The organism is Pedobacter alluvionis (assembly GCF_003664035.1).
Classification (GTDB): Bacteria; Bacteroidota; Bacteroidia; order Sphingobacteriales; family Sphingobacteriaceae; genus Pedobacter; species Pedobacter alluvionis.
Genome location: NZ_RCCK01000012.1, coordinates 36,969 through 55,994, shown reverse-complemented (window position 1 = coordinate 55,994; position 19,026 = coordinate 36,969). Strand labels below are relative to the sequence as shown.

At 39.3% G+C, this 19,026-nt stretch carries 10 protein-coding genes; 1 reads left to right on the top strand and 9 read right to left on the bottom strand.

The features are described from left to right. Positions 1 to 169: 169 nt before the first annotated feature. From BCL90_RS14160 to BCL90_RS14125, 8 genes are all read right to left on the bottom strand, one after another. Positions 170 to 2,002, bottom strand: a complete 1,833-nt coding sequence (locus BCL90_RS14160; protein ID WP_121284664.1) for a sialidase/neuraminidase family protein — start codon at positions 2,000 to 2,002, stop codon at positions 170 to 172. A 163-nt stretch (positions 2,003 to 2,165) separates the two neighbouring features. Further along, entirely contained in the window at positions 2,166 to 3,092 is a 927-nt protein-coding gene (locus tag BCL90_RS14155; RefSeq protein WP_244095082.1) for a glycoside hydrolase family 43 protein, read from the bottom strand. A gap of 136 nt (positions 3,093 to 3,228) precedes the next feature. Continuing rightward, positions 3,229 to 4,629, bottom strand: a complete 1,401-nt coding sequence (locus BCL90_RS14150; protein ID WP_121284663.1) for a glycoside hydrolase family 140 protein — start codon at positions 4,627 to 4,629, stop codon at positions 3,229 to 3,231. A gap of 196 nt (positions 4,630 to 4,825) precedes the next feature. After that, positions 4,826 to 7,987: a DUF6298 domain-containing protein gene (locus BCL90_RS14145; RefSeq protein WP_121284662.1), complete on the bottom strand. Its 3,162-nt coding sequence runs from the start codon at positions 7,985 to 7,987 to the stop codon at positions 4,826 to 4,828. 152 nt (positions 7,988 to 8,139) lie between these two features. Then, positions 8,140 to 9,792, bottom strand: a complete 1,653-nt coding sequence (locus BCL90_RS14140; protein WP_121284661.1) for a pectate lyase family protein — start codon at positions 9,790 to 9,792, stop codon at positions 8,140 to 8,142. 390 nt (positions 9,793 to 10,182) lie between these two features. Continuing rightward, complete coding sequence (locus BCL90_RS14135; RefSeq protein WP_121284660.1) at positions 10,183 to 12,195, bottom strand: RagB/SusD family nutrient uptake outer membrane protein; 2,013 nt, start codon at positions 12,193 to 12,195, stop codon at positions 10,183 to 10,185. 39 nt (positions 12,196 to 12,234) lie between these two features. Continuing rightward, positions 12,235 to 15,435: a SusC/RagA family TonB-linked outer membrane protein gene (locus BCL90_RS14130; RefSeq protein ID WP_121284659.1), complete on the bottom strand. Its 3,201-nt coding sequence runs from the start codon at positions 15,433 to 15,435 to the stop codon at positions 12,235 to 12,237. Positions 15,436 to 15,892: 457 nt separating this feature from the next. Next, positions 15,893 to 16,561, bottom strand: coding sequence for a DUF3826 domain-containing protein (locus BCL90_RS14125; protein ID WP_244095081.1), 669 nt, complete (start codon positions 16,559 to 16,561; stop codon positions 15,893 to 15,895). Positions 16,562 to 16,949: 388 nt separating this feature from the next. Between BCL90_RS14125 and BCL90_RS14120 the strand changes: the two genes are divergently transcribed. Further along, entirely contained in the window at positions 16,950 to 17,819 is an 870-nt protein-coding gene (locus BCL90_RS14120) for an AraC family transcriptional regulator (RefSeq protein WP_121284657.1), read from the top strand. Positions 17,820 to 18,054: 235 nt separating this feature from the next. On the opposite strand, the gene BCL90_RS14115 is transcribed toward BCL90_RS14120, so the two are convergent. Continuing rightward, on the bottom strand, positions 18,055 to 18,987 hold the full coding sequence (locus BCL90_RS14115; protein WP_121284656.1) for a dihydrodipicolinate synthase family protein: 933 nt from the start codon (positions 18,985 to 18,987) through the stop codon (positions 18,055 to 18,057). Positions 18,988 to 19,026 lie beyond the last annotated feature (39 nt).

Here is a 19,026-nt window from a genome sequence, read left to right as displayed (position 1 = left end):
AGGATTTTTGCGTTGGCGGAAAAGGAAAATAAAGCAAGAATGGCTACGAGTAAGAAAGATTGCCACGTCGTACCTCCTCGCAATGACGATGAGGCGGCCGGAATGACGAACGCTTTAAAACGCAACCAGGGAAAAACTGAAAACTTCAAACTGAAAACTGCGAACTGTGTCAAAATCCCTCCGTTTTTAAATACTTAATCGAATAAACAGCTTCCTTTTTCTCTGATTCTCCGGCATTTTTCAAATCATAGGTTTGATCGGCAGGTGTATCTACATCAGAAAAACGGCGAACATCGCCGGTGCGGAAAACAATTCTGGAAACATCAGCCACAGGTTGAAAAGCCAGACTGGTTAATACATTTTTTCCATTTACGGTGATGGTGTAAAATCGGGTAAAGGCATCTAATTTTAATTTGATGTCGTAACTTTTACCCGCCTCGTATTTCATAAAATTTTTATACCGTGCTCCCGCTTTTGCGCTTAAAGTTCCGGCGGTATCAAAAGTCAGGCGCACAGTTGCTGTTCCTTTAGCATCCTGCAATTCGATTTCCAGCAAGCCAAAATCATTTTGCTTTGGTATAACCGAAAACGAAGCAATAATTTTTCTGGATGCAGGAAACAATCTTTCAGCTTTGGCATAGTCGAATGGATCCTTATCTTTTAAAACCAAAAATCCATTATCGACTTTAACAGGCGCCCAAAGCGGACTATAGATGTCCCACATTTCGAGTGCCTTATCAGCTGTTATTTTACTAAAATCATCATTTACATGTTGTGTGGCCTTATCATTAACGGGTACCGGAACTGAAGAAACCCAGATATCTTCCTTGTTCATGCTGTAGGTTACCCATAATTTCCCATCGGAAGGTTTGCCATTACCTTCGATAATTCCTCGAACATACTGTGGCCCGTACGATTTATAGTTACCTCCATAACGCATTGGCGTAATTTCACCATGCACCAGTAAAAGGTTGGTATAATTGAGTCCGTTTTTACTGGTTGATATAGCTAGGGGCCACCGATATTCAGATGGATTATAAACTGTTGCATAATTGCCATCTGAAGTTTTTTGTCCCCATATTTTGGCATTGCTGTTCACAAAACCGGGTGCCCGCGATGCATTTTCTGGCCAGCTTTGGCCATTATCATTGCTAATGGCTGTTAAGGCATTTTTCCATAAGCCCACAACTCTTCCATCAGGCAAGTGATAATAACTGAATGCTTTATACTGTTTTTGTAATGTGATCAAAGGATCTTTCCGATCAGCCTCTTCATTCCATTGTTGAGTCATTAATTTACTGGACAATAACTCATTACAAGCACCAACAAAAGCTTTACTTTTACTTTTGGTATATAATGGATATTTGGTGTTTTTCTCGGAGTAGCCGGGGTTGTAGTGAATAAAATAAATCGGGCCATACTTTCCGTCTGGCTGAATTTCTCTTACGGCCCTGCCAATTCCGTGACCATCGTTCGGATCGTCTTTAGCATCGAAACTGATCGCATAGAAACCCAAAACCAGGAATACATTTTTAGTGGAAACATAAAATCCCATGCGTTGATGCATCACAGCATCTAAATCTTTTGCAACATTAGTTCTGCCCTCTTTTCTTGTACCATCGGGAATCCGGTAAACCGGAAAAATAACCTCTGGCTTGGTCCAAGTGTAGCCATCTTTTGACGATTGCAATAAAGTTTGCCCCGGCGGGATGCTTTCGCCAATTTTATCACTCAGGTATTCGATGTAAAATTTATTGTTCCAATAGGCCAGCATTGGTGCATGGTTGTATGTCCAACCGAAGTTTTCAGCCAGTTCCGGGTGTTCCCGGTTGGCACGGAAAGTCTGGATATTATGCACACCCATTGCAGGCGAAAGCTGACCGTGATGGTAATCTGCATTAACCAAAGTTTTACCTGTATAGCGCACCGTATCCTGCGCGTGCGAAGTTGGTATCGCAAATGCAAATGGTAAGCTTAAACAAAGTATTTTAAATATTTTCATTTCATATTTTCCTATCTGTCATTCTGACGAAGGAAGAATCTCTAACCGATTCCCACTGCCTGAAATTAACCTACTACTAATGGTTGTAATGTATTCAGAGCCCAGTTTTCTATCGTTTGCAGATCCTTCGTGCCTCAGGATGACAGCAGTATTTAATTATTTTCTATTTTTTCAATTCCTCAATCACTCTTCTTTTCACTTTTATAATTGTTCCGTGTTTATGTCCTTCGGGGATTGAAATTGATGCTGTTACATCCTTAAAAGTCTTAAAATCTGACGTTTTATAAGCTGAATAAATCTTTTGTCCGTAAGCATCGAAATAAATCAGCCAGTCATTTTTTACTTTTACCACAGTTGGTCCCTCCGTTAATTTCGGACTAAAAGTCTCCGAAACATCTTCGTAAGGACCTAAAGCATCCTTTGCAAAAGCAACTTTTAAATTTCTGTTCGGGCGGGTATTGTCTTTTAAAACCAATACATAATCTTTGCTTGCCCGTTTCACAATCACTGCATCGATTACACTGAAACCAGGATCAAGAAACAATTTCGGTTTAGAGAAGCTTATAAAATCTTTTGTCGTAATGCTATACATTCTATGGTTATTTTCCTCCTCTTCTATTCCTTTAGCAAAACGGAACGGTATGGTTGAAGCCCATATAATTACATACTCCTTTTTCGCGTTATCGTAAAAAATTTCGGGTGCCCAAACATTAACTGTTTTTGGTTCACTTTCCATTACCGGAAGGAATTTTTGTTCGCTCCAATTGATCAGATCCTTTGAACTGGCGTAACCAAAACCTTTGTCGCCTTTCCAGCTGCAGGTCCAAACTAAATGAAAAGTGCCGTCTGGCCCTTGAGCAATTGATGGATCGCGCAAAACTTTCTGCGTTCCAACCGCTGGTTTCAAAAAAGTTTTATTTAAATCTGTCCAGTGATAAGCATCATAACTGTATAATAACCTTAATCCTTCGTTTGCCGGCTCGTGGAAAGAGGTAAATAAATAAGCCTGTTTTGAACAGGATGTTAATCCACAAAACAGCAGGCCAATTATGGCTAAGCGAAATGATGATATGGAATTGGGTTTAAACACTCTTTTTTATTTTCTTTTTTCGTTTGGTCGTCATTTCGACCGAAGTGGAGAAATCTGTTAATTTGTTATAAAAGATCTCTCGATTCCGCTGCGCTTCACTCGAGATGACGATTTTGTTTAGACCTAAACGCTTCTCCTATATCTCCTCCAACACCAGCACCCAGTCGTTACCATTTGCAGGTTCGCCGGGTGGGTTAAACTCCTTAATGCCTTTATTTTCAAATTCTCCTATTTTTGTGCTTTTACCAGTTCTTGGATCAAACCATGATGCTTTTACTTCATCACCATCGATTTTGCCCATTTGTACACTGAAATTTCTTCCTGTATAGGTGTAAAGCAATGCAAATTCTTCGCCTCTTGTCGCAATAACCCGTTCGTATTTTTCGCCATTCTTTCCAGCCACTAAAGTTTGATCGGGTATGCGGTCGAAATAAGAATGAGAAAGCATTAAATCTTTCAGGTATTGCATCTGTTTTGCTCCGGGAGCATTAATGGCAGTGATCCAATGGTCTTTCGGACCATAAGCAGGTTTTAAATCTGTTTTTTTATACATCTGCATTACCGAATTGTGACCATAAGTATAACCAAATGCACCCGCAAAAACCGACCAATAACCGTATCTTCTTACATCGCTAGCTGTCCAGCGTGGCTGGAGGGTATCGTGCAAACCTTGTGGAATATCTTCATAAGAAGGCTCCCCATCAATGGTTGGTTTGGTTGGTTTTAATTTATAATCGGCTTCGATATATTTCCAGTTGTCTTCTCCATAATGTAATTTCTCGTTTTTAGAGGTGTCCTGATCATACCGGCGGTGACCAGATTGAACCATATCAAAATCACACCATTTTGCATTTTGAAACCATTGTGAGGAAGCAGTTCTGCCCCGGGGATGGAAAGTTATTAGATGATTCGGATCGTTTGCCCTTAAGGTTTCGCCAATGGTATTCCAAACGTCTGCACCATCAATACCTTTAATATCGCCACCATTGAGCCAAATGATGTTCCATTTGTCTTTATAACGTTTTGCCAGAAACTCAGCATAAGCCTTTGCCTGCGTTTTATTCACTTTTTTATTTTTCACATTGGTACCCCATACCGGAACCAGGGCCATATAAAGTCCCTTTTCTGCTGCCTGATCTACGATATAATCTACATGATCCCAATAATCATAGGCCGAAGAGTCTTGAAGATTATTGCCTGGTGTAAGCATCGGCTTTGATACATCTGCATGTACAACTGAGGAATCGAGGTATACATTTCTCGAAGGCACATCATGTAATAACATCACCTGAATTACATTAAAACCTTTTTGTTTACGGTCTTCAAGGTAGATATTTGCTTCTTCACGGGTTAAACGACCAAACAGCAACCAACCTGTATCGCCAAGCCAAAAGAAGGGTTTACCATCACCTGTGGTTAAATACCGTCCGTTTTCTGACACCAAAAGACTTTTATCGCCAAAATGAGGCTTTTTCTTACAGCCAAAAGCAAGGCAAGAAAGCACAGCAAGCAGAAATATTTTTAATTTAAGGTTCATATTCAGTTTAATATATTTACAATGTTGGTGGGTGTAGACACCCGCAATAAAAAACGTGCTGTCATGCTGAGGTACGAAGCATCTCTTACCTATTATGTATACAGCTTATGTTTGCTCAATCCATTTTTAATGGTTATTAACGTTTTGTTTCCATCGCCTGGAGATTCTTCGCTGCGCTCAGAATGACAAAACTCAATTATATTTTATTTACAATGATAACTTCATCTCCTGATGCTACTTTGTTCAATTTTACCATTGCACCACCCTTAATTTTCTCTTCCTTAAGCACTTTCCCGGTTCGTGTATTGAGCACTTTTACGGTAAATTTCCCCGTGATTTTACTCAAATCAAGATCTATGGCCTCTGCTGAAGAATTGTATAAAATATAAGCTTTACCTGCATTCTCCAGTCCATATTGTTTAGCTGATTTACCTGCAGGAAGAAAAGGTTTCATTGAAGATGCGGCACTTAGAACTGTTTTATCTATCTCATTAACATTTGATAAAGAACCACCCGCCATTAAGATCGCCCATCCGAAACTATCAAAATTATCTCCTGAGTAAATTACTGCCTTTTCAGGGAACTTGTTTTTATATTCGGATACAGCGTGGTAAACTTCTTCGAAAGACGTTTTCTTCGGTTTTAGCAAACGGGCATGCTGACGAGGCGCTAAACTTAAACCTCCTTGCGGCGCATAAGCAGTTCCATCGGCCTGATAATGCCAATACCTGATATCGATCAGGTTGACTACGCTAGCACGTTCAGGATCAGCTAAAATGGCATCCTGCACATCTTTGGTCACACTTAAACCGATAATTGGGTGTTTACCTGTTTCTTTCTCCCATTCCTTAATGATATCGATCCAGAACTGAACAAAATGCAAAGGGCCTGTAAATTCGGCACCGATTAATTGAATGACTCCGGAATTTCCGTCAAAATTCTCTAAACATTTTCTGATGTAAGCTTTATGGATTGCCCTGCGGTGTTCGTTGGTGATGTCGTAAAACTGCTCAGCCATAAAAATGCGTTTATCGCCGGCATACGGCACTGGTTCAGGGAAGCCTGTATTGTTGATATTGTTTGCAGTACGCCAGGGAAAATCGGCATAATGTGCGCCAGCTTCAATAATATTGTGCTGGAAATAATTTTCGTGGATCAATACCAACCCTTTTTGATCGGCAAGATTGGCGAATTGCTTTAACCTGTCCCAATACCAAAGATTGTATTTTGTGATGTCGTATTTGCTTAAACCATCCCAGGCTTTATCCTGCCCGCTACGGGCAAATGGCAATTCATAAAAAGGTGCCCAAACGTCGCCATCCATACGGCGGATGCGTTCGTGATCGTCTCTTCTCCTATCATACCAAAGGCCATAATTATGATCAAGTACCTTAACCGAACCATTTTTCATCGAATCGGTAATTTCCTCAAGATCATCGGTTAAGCCATTTCCGGAACGGCCGGGAACAAAACGGGTGACATGAAATTTAGTGTTTTTTAATCCATACGGACGGGCGCTTCCATTCCACCAGGGCACATCCTGACGATTGCCCACTACAATTTCGTTGCCACGCACCAACCAGCCATTTTTGATCGTCATTGCATCCTCAAGTACAGGTTTGACGACTTTATCCAAGCCAATTTTATCTATGCTTTTTGCAGAACCGGCATCGGTTGGAATTTCATCCCGATCGGCTGCTGCATCAATGTATTCTGAAACTGTTAAAGCAGGTTTGTACGCCAGTTTAGTCAGTTTTAGGGCTACATCAACGGGAGGACTGCTCGATGCTTCAGTTTCTACGGGAAGAACAAAATTCCGTTTATCAGCTTCGTTACCCAATCTATCTTTTAACTGCGCATAATATAAGCTTCGCGGCTGAATCTGTTCGTTAGACATATCCCAATAACCGTTTCCGGCAAATTGCGCCCATGTTCCGAATGCCCAGTTCTGAGCAGTTGGCGGCTGATAATTATCTACCCTTGCAGCGCTGCATTGCCAGAACATACTGTTTGCGGCACTCCAGCCCGCTCCCTGCCCGTCTTGTCCGCGGTTTAAATAACTTAAGGCCTGCCCATCAATATTTACAATATCGAACAGCACACCAGATGCCCAGCTATCAATAGCACCACTAAAACTGAAAGGCAAATAAGACTGGCATTGCACAAAAACATTAGGTCCCGGTGCACAAAAGCCAACAGCAAAATCATGGTAACCATATTCTGAGTATAACCTTTGAAAAAGTGTTTGCTGACCAGTAGTTAAAAAGGTAAAACGGCGTTCACCACCGATTTCAGAAATTGGGGTAAGTGATTTACAATCTTCTATAGTAATTCTTTTAGCGGTTTCGAGTACATTAACGGCAGAGCCAGCAAAATGCTCAAAAACAACCTGACGAACCCATGCATCCTGTACATTTTCCAAACAGATGGCTGTCCAGCGATGGTATTCATCCTTACTATTTTCTTTATGATAATCAGATTCGATTTTCAGGTTTTCAACCCCCGTTTGCGCAATTCTACCGTTCCATGCATATTTAGCGATGGTTGCTCCACCAAACTTAACATCTAATGCTGTTGTAATTGGTGCATCAAAAGTGATGGCATTGCCATTTATGGCGATAATTTTTCGATCCCAATGGATATCCCTTGTTCCAGGTTTCCAGCCTAAAGCACTTTCTCCTCCACCAAACTCAACCGTTTTCAGCGTTTCGATCCATTCTTTGGTTGATGGACGATGGATCAAAATCCCATCACCAATTTTTAATCCGCTCGTATTGGCTAAAGTAATCTTGTTCGCATTAACAGGCACATAAGTATCTGTAACCGAAATTGCCTTTTCTTCTATTTTGTTTTTTTGCCCTAAAATTCTGATTACACCAATCCTATCTAAACCAGTTGCAAAAATCTTTGTGCCATTTTCGCCCATTCCACTACCACGGAGTACCACTCCAGATGCTGACAACTTTAATATTCCTGCAACTTCGTAAGTGCCTTTTTCAAGTAAAACCGCTCCGCGTAAACCATCTTTACCAAGGGGTAATTTCGAAACATAATTAATGGCCGATTGAATCCTTAAGGTAGCATCGCCCTTTGAAACAGGAACTATTACCTTTATTGTTGCATTAGGAATTGCTTTTTCGCCAGCCATGTAACCTGCATAAGAAAAATCGGGAATCCGGTTTCCATCTGCATCAGGAGTGTAAGCCATTTTACCATCTTTTCCTTTAAAAATCGGCTTTGGAGGTTCAACAGGCTTTGTTTTTTGCGCAAAAGACAAGTTAGTCGCCAAAAGAGCCATTACCAAAATTGGTAAGGTTTTTAGTTGTATAACTTTTAATATGTGGTTAGTTTTTGGCATTATTTATTTGTATTGTCATGCTGAGGCACGAAGCATCTGCAACCTAATATTTCTATTTTTGCCTAACCCACTTACGTTTTGGGTGTGGGTTATTAAAGTTTTAATTTCACCGCTTACAGATTCTTCACTGCGTTCAGAATGACAGTAATGCGCTAAGGCCTCACCTTATTTACATCCACCAAACTATTCAAATAAACTTCAATATTGGCATAATCAGATTTCGATAGCTTTGTAGCATCCTTTGCATCTTTAGGATTCAAGCCATTTTTAATTTCGTATGCATCTGGCATCCCATCATCGTCGCTATCTTTATAAGGCGTTCCTTTATATTCCGGATAACCACCTACCTGAGAAACTTCTGTAATGATACCTTGTTTGTAAGAATCGCCAGGTAATCTGCGGTGTTCGAATTGGAATGCAGATGGTTTAGCGTTGGGGTGAACTTCAATTTTTCCGGTAGCCACCTGTTTAACTACGCGGGTATCAACCGGATCTCTCTTTGGTAAGGTAGCACCTGCATTTGCCAATACATAGTCTTTCGCTTGTAACGTTGGGATAATGCTGATTTTAGGCATCGGGAATGGATCTTTAGCTTTCATTGCTGCGAAATATTTACTTGCAGTTTCAAACGACATGAGGTTCCCTTTTTTATCTTCTAACTGAACACCTCCATTCCAGTTGTCTTTAGTTACTTTTTCATTGCCATCAATGATATTTCCTGCTACATAAGCACGTCCGAAAACAACATAAGGTAATTTACTGCGACCAGATTCCGGCTTTAAAATACGGTAGCTGATCGGGTCTTTTAACTCAGTAACGGGACCAGGTTTGTAAAAGTTATTGATGATATTGTACTGCGCGGTATAATCGCCGCCATCTGTTGAGCGGTTGTTCCAGTTAAACACTACGTTATTGGCAAAGTTAAAAATGCCGTTCCAACCAATTGATGGATTACGGGCGCCATTATCGGCCCAAAGATTACGTACAAACGCACAGTTTTCGCCACCTAAGGTACTCCCGAAAGCGTGATTCCAATAATCTAAAGCTTCAGAGAAAATAGAGTTTTGGATCGTAATGTTAACTGTTCCTAATTTTTCTTCGGCTTTACCTGTGCTATCATTATACATGTGGCGATACATGGACATATTTTCATCTAAGCCCCAACTGGCAGAAACGTGATCAATCATGATGTTTCCAACCGGATTTCCGCCTATGGCATCATCGCGGCGACCTACAAAAGTTTCACCTCTTCTAAAACGCATAAAGCGAACAATAACGTCATGGGTATTTAACCAAACTGATTCTCCAGCTACACAAACACCATCGCCAGGCGCCGTTTGTCCGGCAATAGTAATATATGGGGCACGGATAATTAATGGTGTTTTCAACCTGATGATTCCCGCAACATTGAAAACAACAATCCTCGCCCCACCTTGTTCGCAGGCATCACGTAAAGAGCCCGGACCACTATCGTTTAAATTTTTGACTACAATTACCCTGCCGCCGTGACCACCAAAGCTATATGCACCTCCGCCTTCTGCACCTGGAAAGGCCAATAATTTAGATTGAGGTAAATCGGTCGGTCGGCCAGCCCATGGAATATATGGCTTACCTTCAGCAGCTTCTTTTGCCATAATGGGTTTCGCTTTTTCCCAGGCGATGTCTGATTGGCGATAAGCTTCTTTCATCATTGAATCAGAAGACTTTTTGATGTTTGCCGGAATATTCGGGTATTGTGCAAACGTATAATTTGCCGAGAGAATTAATGCTGTTGTGCACAACAGATTTAAAAAGTTCTTTTTCATTTGTGTTTGCTCGTTGGGAAGATCAATAAGTTACGAATTATTTTGACCAGCAAAAAACTGATTGCTTATATTAAAATTCATGGCTCATTTCTTTGTCTATCCCTGTAAATAATTATGGTTAGAAAGTATATTATATTTCAATTTTGCACGCAAAAAGCGGCTATTTATGGTATAATTTTGGCTAGCTATTGTACTATTTTATCAATAGACTAAAATACCTATAACAAATTAATTTCGTTCTCTGAGCCATGTTACAAGATAGTAATTATATTCATATATAAATGTAACATTCTTGAATAAAAAAAGGAAACAAATTAATGTTCCCTTTTTTCAAAAACCAAATATAAAAAACCAAGGCGGTGAGCAAACCGCCCTAAGATCTTAACTCATTTATTTTAACGGATCAAAAGTGCCAGCACCTTTAAGGCTGTTCCATCCTTTAGTTTGTTCTAAATAAGGAGATGAACTTAAAATATTTTCATTTAGCCCAAAAAAATAGTATTCTGGATACCACTTGAATTTCCAGTCAGTAGGGTTTGTTTTGTCGAGATCATCTTTAACCATAATTACGAAAACATTATCGTACAAGTAATCTAAATATGCTGCATAATTTGCGCTGCCATTTGGGGTTGGGTAAGTTGCAGGATCGCGATCGATTATTGGTGCGTTACCTGTTGCAGGTTTAATCAGAGGATCATTATTGCCTACATATTTCGCTCCCGCCAAAGATTTTACGGCAATAAAATAACCCGTCCTGCGTGTTCCATTTAATGGTTTTATACCCAAACGAAGCGCTGTCGGAGAATCTTCTTCAAATAACATCCAGCGTCTAAGATCAAAAAACTTTTTTCCTTCGTATGCAAACTCGATGTTTCTCTCTTTTAGCACTGCGGAGAACAACTGATCTCTGCTTGCTGCACCTGATAAACCATATACACCATCTAAATTTTCCACGCCAGCCCGTTCTCTAATCGACTTAATTCCTTCTAAACCTTCAGTCAGCCGATTAGATCCTATAGCTGATTCTGCCAGATTTAAAATAACCTCGGCAAACCGCATTTCCATGAAATCCATGCCACTTTGCTGGAAGTTTCCATTCGCATTTGAGGCGGCCGGATTTGTTGCTTTGCTGATATAAATTGCACTTGCATTAGCACCTTTAGTTTCGGTAGTCAAGCTAGGTACTGTTTCTGCAGCAGTTTTATACCACTTATATGTCCATTGCTTAAAGTTAGCGTTTCCGGCATAGGGCCAAATAGCCCCATTGTAAGCAAATGTTTTGTAGAAACGGGGATCTCTGTTTTTATAGAATTTCTTAGCATCGTAAATGTATGTTGCAGATGTGCCAGGCATTTTACCATCCTTCATTGGGAAAGCATCTACAAGTTCGCGTGTTGGCGATAATGCCCCTCCACCATTTATTTCTTTTGAACGCGCAGCTTGCTCCCAGCCACTATTCTTAGTCGTGTTACCACCTATTGCTAAATTGTTAAAACCATAAACGATTACTGCTTCTGGATTGTTCACTTCAGAAAACCACATATTACCCCAGGCCACGCCATTAGCTGTACCTCCATTTTTAAATAAGCCTCCACCGTTTTCTTCCAATAATGTTTTAGCAGCTAAATTTGCCTGGTATGCGGCTTCCCAGCGTGTAACATCATCGGTACGGTTAAATAATGGACTGGCCCATGTTAACAGTACCCGGCCTTTCATTGCGGCACATGCTCCGCTTGTAATTCGACCCCAATCAGATCCGCCCCATTTTCCAGGCAATAACGATTGTGCCATGTCTAGATCAGCTAAAATCTGTTTAATACAAGCAGATGAAGAACTTCTTGGAATTTGCAACTCAGTTCCATCAGCCAGAATAGGGTCTTGCGGTGTTAATGCCAAAGGAACGCCACCGTATAATCTTAACAGATCGAAATACTGCCATGCCCGCCAGAAGTACATCTGCCCTTTCAACTTATTTCTTATATCTTCTGGCAAGCCATTTTTATCAATTTCAGCCAAAAAGATATTAATCTGTTTTAATCTGGTGTAAGGATTATTAACTATGCTAGTTGAAAGCCTCGCGCCGAAATAATTCAATGCGTGTGCATTTGTATAGCTTATTGATGCCCAAATTTTATTAAAATCTGTTTCACCAGCAAATTCATCAGTTGTTTTTGCAAAGGTATCGTTATTGGTAGCTAAATTCCACGAGAGAGACTGTGCATTATTTGCGGGTAGGAACAGGCCATAAACATAGTCTACATAACCCTGGGCTAAGGCCGCATCTTTAAAAACTTCTTCATTGTAACCGGCCAGATCCCTCTTTTCTTCGAGAAATGAATCTTTACAGCTACTGGCTAGGATAATCATTACAGTAATTAAACCTAATATTTTATTTCTTTTCATCTCTATAATAGATTATTGAATTTACAAATTTCCCTGCTATTACAGGGTTAAGTTTACACCAAAAGAAAGCGTACGCAAATTGGGGTAAGCATCCCATGCGCCATCCGGGCCTTTGTAGGTATAAGGATTATAAAGGTTAACAGGATTTAATGCAGATACAAAAACCCTGGCATTGTTAATTTTAAGTTTCTCTACAATTATTTTTGGAATACTGTAGTTCACATTGAAACTAGGTATCCGGATCCTCATTGCATTAACTTTATAAAAGTTAGAAGTAGGCGTTAAATTGATGCTTTCAAAGCTAGGGTTTGGCATTACACCTCCCGGGTTGATTGCCGGATCATATATACTTCCCCAGATATCAGGAAGGCTTGTAAAGTTTCTTGCAATAGATGCATTTAATGGCTTGCGCTCGTCTATTTCAGACCATCCACCAAAAGACCCTGCAATAACGGCATCAACACTAAAACCTTTATATCCAGCTTTTAATGTAATACCAAAGCCGTAATGGTTGGTGGCTTTTTTAGATAACTGAACCTGATCGTTTTCATCAATTATTCCGTCGGGACCTGCAAAACTTCCGTCTGATTGAAGCGGACCTCTCACATCTCTATAATAAAGTGTTCCTGGCTTTAGCTGGTTAGCGGCTACGCCAAAAACCTGGGTAATTTTGTTCTGATTAATATAGTTGGTTACTTCATCCTGGGTCTTAAACATTCCTAAATAATCATAACCCCACATCCCATTATCTGAAGACTCGCCAGGTTTTGGCATCCAGGGTTTTAAAATATCGTTAGCATTAAAATTACTTACTTTCACTTTATCATCACTCCATCCGAAACGTGCGCTAACTCCGTAATTAAAATCTTTACCAATTTTATCATCCCATGAAATACCTAGCTCATAGCCAAAATAATCTGCTGAACCCATATTTATTGAAGCCACTGTTCCTCCAACTGTTACCGGTAAACTAGCCGTTGGTTCAATTAAAATATTTCGTGCCAGATTATAATAACCCTCAACAGTAACTCCTAGTCTATTCTTTAAAAACTTGGCATCAATACCTATGTTGTTTTTATATTCTGTACTCCAGGTTGCATCTCTGTTAGGGGCTGCTTCCATTTTAAAGCCGGCTGTTGTTGCAGAGTTACCACCAAAAACCCCACCTTTTCCATCCTGGAAAGTATAACGCTGACGCCATAGCCATGCTTTGGTCTGGTCATTTCCAAGCACACCAAATGCATATCTAAGTTTTAGATAATTTACAGCTGGTACTTTAAAAAAACTTTCTTCCGATATTACCCAGCCCACAGATCCTGAATAAAATTTTCCCCAATAGTTTTCAGGGGCAAATTTTGTAGAAGCATCACTTCTGAATAAGAATTCGGCTAAATATTTGTTTGCATATGCATAATTGGCTCTTCCTACATATGAAAGGGAGCCGGCCTCGTTAGCAGATGTTGAACCATCAATTGCCCCGGTAGCCGAATTAAACTGACCATTTGTAGCGGCAATTGGGCTTGCTTTAAAAACAACTTGCTGTGCGTTTTCAGACTCTGACTTTTCCACTGTAAACAAGCCGCTTACTGAGTGTTTACCAAAGTCTCTGGCATAATTTAATACAAAATTGGTCTGCTCACTTTTTTGATTCGTATTTGAATAATAAAGACGATCACCATTTGTAACCTTAAGCGAACTTAAAACTGTTGATCCTTCGTAAATATGTTTATTTTCACCTAAACGGTTAAACTCATATAAGGTATAAAATGTACCAACCTGATCTCCAACAGAATTACCGGCATTTCTTGCGTAAGCTAATCTGGCCTTCAACCCTTTTATATATGGTAATTCGTATTCTGCATAAACATTAACGGAGAAAAGATTTGATTTAGTGGTTGCCAAATTGTTTAGCCTGTTAATTTCGCCAAAGTGATATCTCGATAAATCGTTTGTTGTTCCTGGAAGTTTTACAGGCAAACCGTTAACGTAATCTGGCACATATCTTGGTGCAAGCAATAAATTCTTATAATCGTCTTCAACACCTTCACCCGAAACTTTATTAAACGTTTTAACCAAATTTCCACTATTTCCGGAAAGCTGCACGCCAACCTTAAAATTAGTCGCCACAGTTACATCTGTACCTGCTCTAAAATTCCATCTATCATAATCCAATGTGGCTAAATTTCCATTTTGTTTATTGTATGATGCACTTGCAAAAAAGGTTGCTTTATCTGCACCACCACTTACACTTAAGGTATGCCGCACATCAGAAGCAGATTTCCATGCATCTTCCAAACGGTCGTAATCAATGGTTTTAAAATACTCAAGTTCGTCGTTAGAGAAGAAATTATCAACTCCTGGCAATTTTGGATTGCTACTGTTTGCTCCATTGAGGATATTCATATACTGACCAAACTGATAAGCACTCATCATTTTAGTACGATAGGCCTCATCATTAACTGCATACGAACCACTATAACTTATTCTTGGTTTACCCACCCTACCGCGCTTTGTGGTTATCAAAACAACTCCGTTACCACCACGGGTACCATAAATTGCTGCAGATGCATCTTTTAAGAACGACATGGTTTCAATCTCAGAAGCATCTAAATTCCCGAAGTTTGTGGCATCTGGTTTTCCTTGTCCATCAATCTGTATTACCCCATCAATAACATAAAGGGGATCTGTACTACCTCCATCTTTAGAGAAAATGGCATTTGGATTTCTAATGGTAATTTTTGCAGGAACACCCGGGCGAGCTATACCTCCACTAACGCCAACGCCCAAAAGTCTGCCACTTAATGCAGCAGCAACGTTAGTGCCGGGCAGATCTTCGATCTCGGATGCTTTTATGTCAACCACAGAGCCAGTTAACGTGGCTCTTTTTTGTGTTCCATATCCTACTACAACCACGTCGTCCAGGTCCTTATTTTCAGAAACCAGCCTAACGGTTAGCGTTGTTTTTGCGCCAACAGCGATCTGTTGTCTTACATACCCGATGTAGGAAAACACTAAAACATCTGCATCTGATTTTACCTGAATGGTAAAATTTCCATCAGCGTTGGTACTCACATTACTAGGGATGCCCTTTAAGCTTACATTTACTCCTGGAATCCCCTGCCCATCGGCCTGGTCTACCACCTTGCCCGTAACCTTTCGATCCTGGGCAAAGAGCATTGTACTTGCCATGAGCATCAGCAGCAAAGGCAAAGAAATCTTGCGTAAAAATTTTAAGTTCATATTGTTATTTGGTTAGTTTTTAATTTGATTTTTGGATGAATTAGTAAGGTTCCTCCATTTAATGTTCGGGGCATCTCTAGTTTGGCCTCATAATAATTACCGTCGTAAATTAATTATCGGTAATAGGCGATCAATTATTACCTTAAAAAAGATAACATCAACTAACGCTTATTAAAATTTATAGGACAAAAAATTTAAGGTAATTTGGCTCATTTATATTTTGATCTCTGTGAATTATCTGGTTAGAAAATGTATTATAATTCGAACTATAATTAAATTGGTAATCCTAGCTAATCTCCCCGTTAAATTTTGAATTATTTTTCAGCATAAAACAAAATTTAAGGCGCATTTATACCTTTTTTAATTGATCATACAAGGTATAAATAAATTCATATATAAATGAAGTATTCTTAAATAAAAAATAATAAAAAAATTTATGCCCTTAAATTATTAGAAATTAATTGACTCCAGCCTTGGCCTTTCGCCTTTTCTCCCATTCTATGCCTTCCTTTTTAAGGTCGTAACCTGCTGCTGAAAGGTAATTGTTGATGCGGCCTTTGTATTTGCCAAACCAAGCATGTTTTTTATCAGATGACTCTGCATCCATAGCATGCTCCCGGGCCTCGGTTAGCCAACTCAGGATCTGTTTTTTCTGATCTTCGGTCAGCGTTAAAATTTCTTCCTGATAAGCTTTATAAGTGATGGGCAACACATTATAAGTCATGCCGTTTTTAACCAGCTCTACCTGCTCATTAGTCAATTGAGCAGAAAGTTTGCTGATGTATTTTTTGTGCAGCTTATTTAAAGCTCTTTCTACAATAAGGCCATCTTTTGCCAGTGCCGAGTCGCGTTCTACTTTATTATCTTTGTTTTTTTCTTTAATTTCTTTAACCCTGGCATCACGGGCTGCATAAATATCATTCAAATTGCTGTATTGATCGCGCACAATTACCGTTGCCTTTTCTGTTTTCTTCGCATCATTAAGGTATAGCTTGGTCACAATTTTAGCCGCGCGCTCAGTAATCATTTTGGTATAGGCTTCCTTATTGGCAGCTGAATTGGTCTGTGCAAAAATGGCTGTTATGCCGGAGAACGTTAACAAAAAGGCCAAAATGGATAATTTCATGTATTTGATATTTTGAATTGAATATGTTTTAACTGGATTTGCTTTTTTTGGAAGCATAAAATTTTTAATTGCAAACCTTCCACCACCAACAGTTTTGATGAAGAGGATGTTTAAATACCCAGTCTAAATTAGTGGAATTTTTGGTTGTTTTTCCTTGTCTCATAATTTATTAATAAACAAAAAATTTATATGAAAATAATTTGTCTGTTTATAATTTGGTTACGCCCATTTGGCTTAATACAAAACTCAACATAGAAAAACACTATTTTCTAATGGTTTTTAGCCAATTAATATAGGATATTATCATTTAACTCTTTAACTTTATGTCTGCTGCAAAAATTTAGCTTAGTAGATTGTTGCAGTGCTAACCAAATATTTTAATCCTGAGATGAAACCCCATTTCCATAAAGTTCCCATTACTTTACAAAGTTCTTTTAGTATCCGCCATGATGTTAAACCCGATTTTGGAAACATCTGGCATTATCATCCCGAACTGGAACTCCATTATGTAATCAAAGGTGAAGGTGTACGTTTTATCGGCGATAACATTAGTAATTTTGTGCCTGACGAAATGGTATTGCTGGGCGAAAACCTGCCGCATACCTGGCGCTGCAAGGATGAGTATTTCCAGAACAATCCCAATCTAACAACGGAAGCCATGGTGATCCATTTTTTGCCTGATTGTTTGGGCAAATACCTGCTTACTTTGCCCGAAGCTTACCTGATTCCTAAACTGTTCGAAAAAGCCAAAAGTGGCATGGTAATTAAAGGTAAGGCTAAAGATAAACTGGTTGATTTAATGCGGGCAGCTGTTGATGCTACGAATTTAGACCGCATTATTATTTTACTTTCGATCTTAAAAACGCTCGCAGAAACGGATGAATATTCGACCATTGTAACCAGTAAAAATACTTTTTATCAATCGAACGAATCGGAAACTTTACGCATCAATAAAATCTGCAATTATACGCTTAGTAATTATAAAAAGGATATTACTTTAGAGGAAGTGGCATCGTTAAGCAATTTAAGCGTGACTTCTTTCTGCCGTTATTTTAAATTAATGACGAAAAAGACTTTTTATGATTTTTTGATCGAGATCAGGGTGAGCCACGCCTGTCGTTTCCTGATTGAGAATAAACTGCCAACCGAAATGATCTGTTTTGATTGCGGCTTCAATAATGTATCGAATTTTTACAGGCACTTTAAAAAAGTAACAGGAATGACGCCATTGGATTATAAAAGGAAGTATTTGAATTAAGCCAGGATAACAAACCCCGCAGTTTTTTGAAACCTGCGAGGTTTAAAATATACTTTGCTAACGCGCGTTGATTAGTTTATCGTTTGCAAACGATAGAATCGTTTAACTATTCCCCTCGGTCTGTGTCCCCACAGATCGAAATCTTTGATTATGACAATTATGGTCTGTGGGGACACAGACCATGGAAATGAGTCAAACCACGCAGATTTTTTAAACCTGCGTGGTTTAAAAAATATCATATAAAAACCTTAATATTCAAATTATTGCGTAGCGAAGTATAATCATCAAATAAGGTTTCCATTCCTTTTACTTCGCTTGTTGTAAATGCGCCCACATTTCTGCGTGTAAAAGTCGAAATATTTAAACCCCTTTTTTGGAGAAAATATTTGGAGACCACCGGATAAACATGATGCATCACCTCCATATTATCGATCAAAAACTGCTGCACGGCATGTACCTCCCCATTAAGCGATTCGTCATTATAATGATCACATAACCAAACAATTAATTCAGGAAAGTAATTACCCTGAATACAGGATACCCCTGAAGCACCTGCTTTCAGCGAATCAACTGCGTGAACCATGTAGGCATCGTACAAACCAAAAGCATACCCCTCGATGAGTTTAAGTTTTTCTTTTATCTGATTAAGATCCAGGCTGGTATCTTTATGATAAATTACCCTTCCTGTAGCGACAAAATCGGCCAGTTGCTGTGGTTTTAATACTCTTTTGTAGGGTACAGGGCATTCGTAAAAACCCATCGGAATTTCATTGGTTTGATGTAACAGGTCGAACACACGTTCGTTAAATATTTCATCGCTTTCCGCTTCATTAGCCAATAAACTGGTAATGGCAATTACGGCTTCTACACCTGCATCACTTACTTCTTTTATAAAATCGGCCTGTTTGGTAATTTCGCCGCCAAAGGTTCCGGTAGCTACAACAGGCACTGCACCGTTTGCCACTTTTATTACGTGTTTTATGACCTGGATTTTTTCTTTATCACTCAATTCGAACATCTCGCTCGACAGGCAATTGGCAAACAAACCTGAAGCTCCTGCCTGTAAATAAATCTCCGTAAGTTGTGTTAAAGCAGGATAATCAATGTTCCCATTGTTTAAAAATGGCGTGAGCATAACCGGGATGAACCCTTTTTGTGAGTTTTCCATTATAATTTGATATGGTAAATGTGCTATATTTTTTGCCTC

Coding starts and splice junctions, on each gene's coding strand:
- BCL90_RS14160 (WP_121284664.1), bottom strand. CDS start 2,002: ATGAAAATATTTAAAATACTTTGTTTAAGCTTACCATTTGCATTTGCG.
- BCL90_RS14150 (WP_121284663.1), bottom strand. CDS start 4,629: ATGAACCTTAAATTAAAAATATTTCTGCTTGCTGTGCTTTCTTGCCTT.
- BCL90_RS14145 (WP_121284662.1), bottom strand. CDS start 7,987: ATGCCAAAAACTAACCACATATTAAAAGTTATACAACTAAAAACCTTA.
- BCL90_RS14140 (WP_121284661.1), bottom strand. CDS start 9,792: ATGAAAAAGAACTTTTTAAATCTGTTGTGCACAACAGCATTAATTCTC.
- BCL90_RS14135 (WP_121284660.1), bottom strand. CDS start 12,195: ATGAAAAGAAATAAAATATTAGGTTTAATTACTGTAATGATTATCCTA.
- BCL90_RS14130 (WP_121284659.1), bottom strand. CDS start 15,435: ATGAACTTAAAATTTTTACGCAAGATTTCTTTGCCTTTGCTGCTGATG.
- BCL90_RS14125 (WP_244095081.1), bottom strand. CDS start 16,561: ATGAAATTATCCATTTTGGCCTTTTTGTTAACGTTCTCCGGCATAACA.
- BCL90_RS14120 (WP_121284657.1), top strand. CDS start 16,950: ATGAAACCCCATTTCCATAAAGTTCCCATTACTTTACAAAGTTCTTTT.
- BCL90_RS14115 (WP_121284656.1), bottom strand. CDS start 18,987: ATGGAAAACTCACAAAAAGGGTTCATCCCGGTTATGCTCACGCCATTT.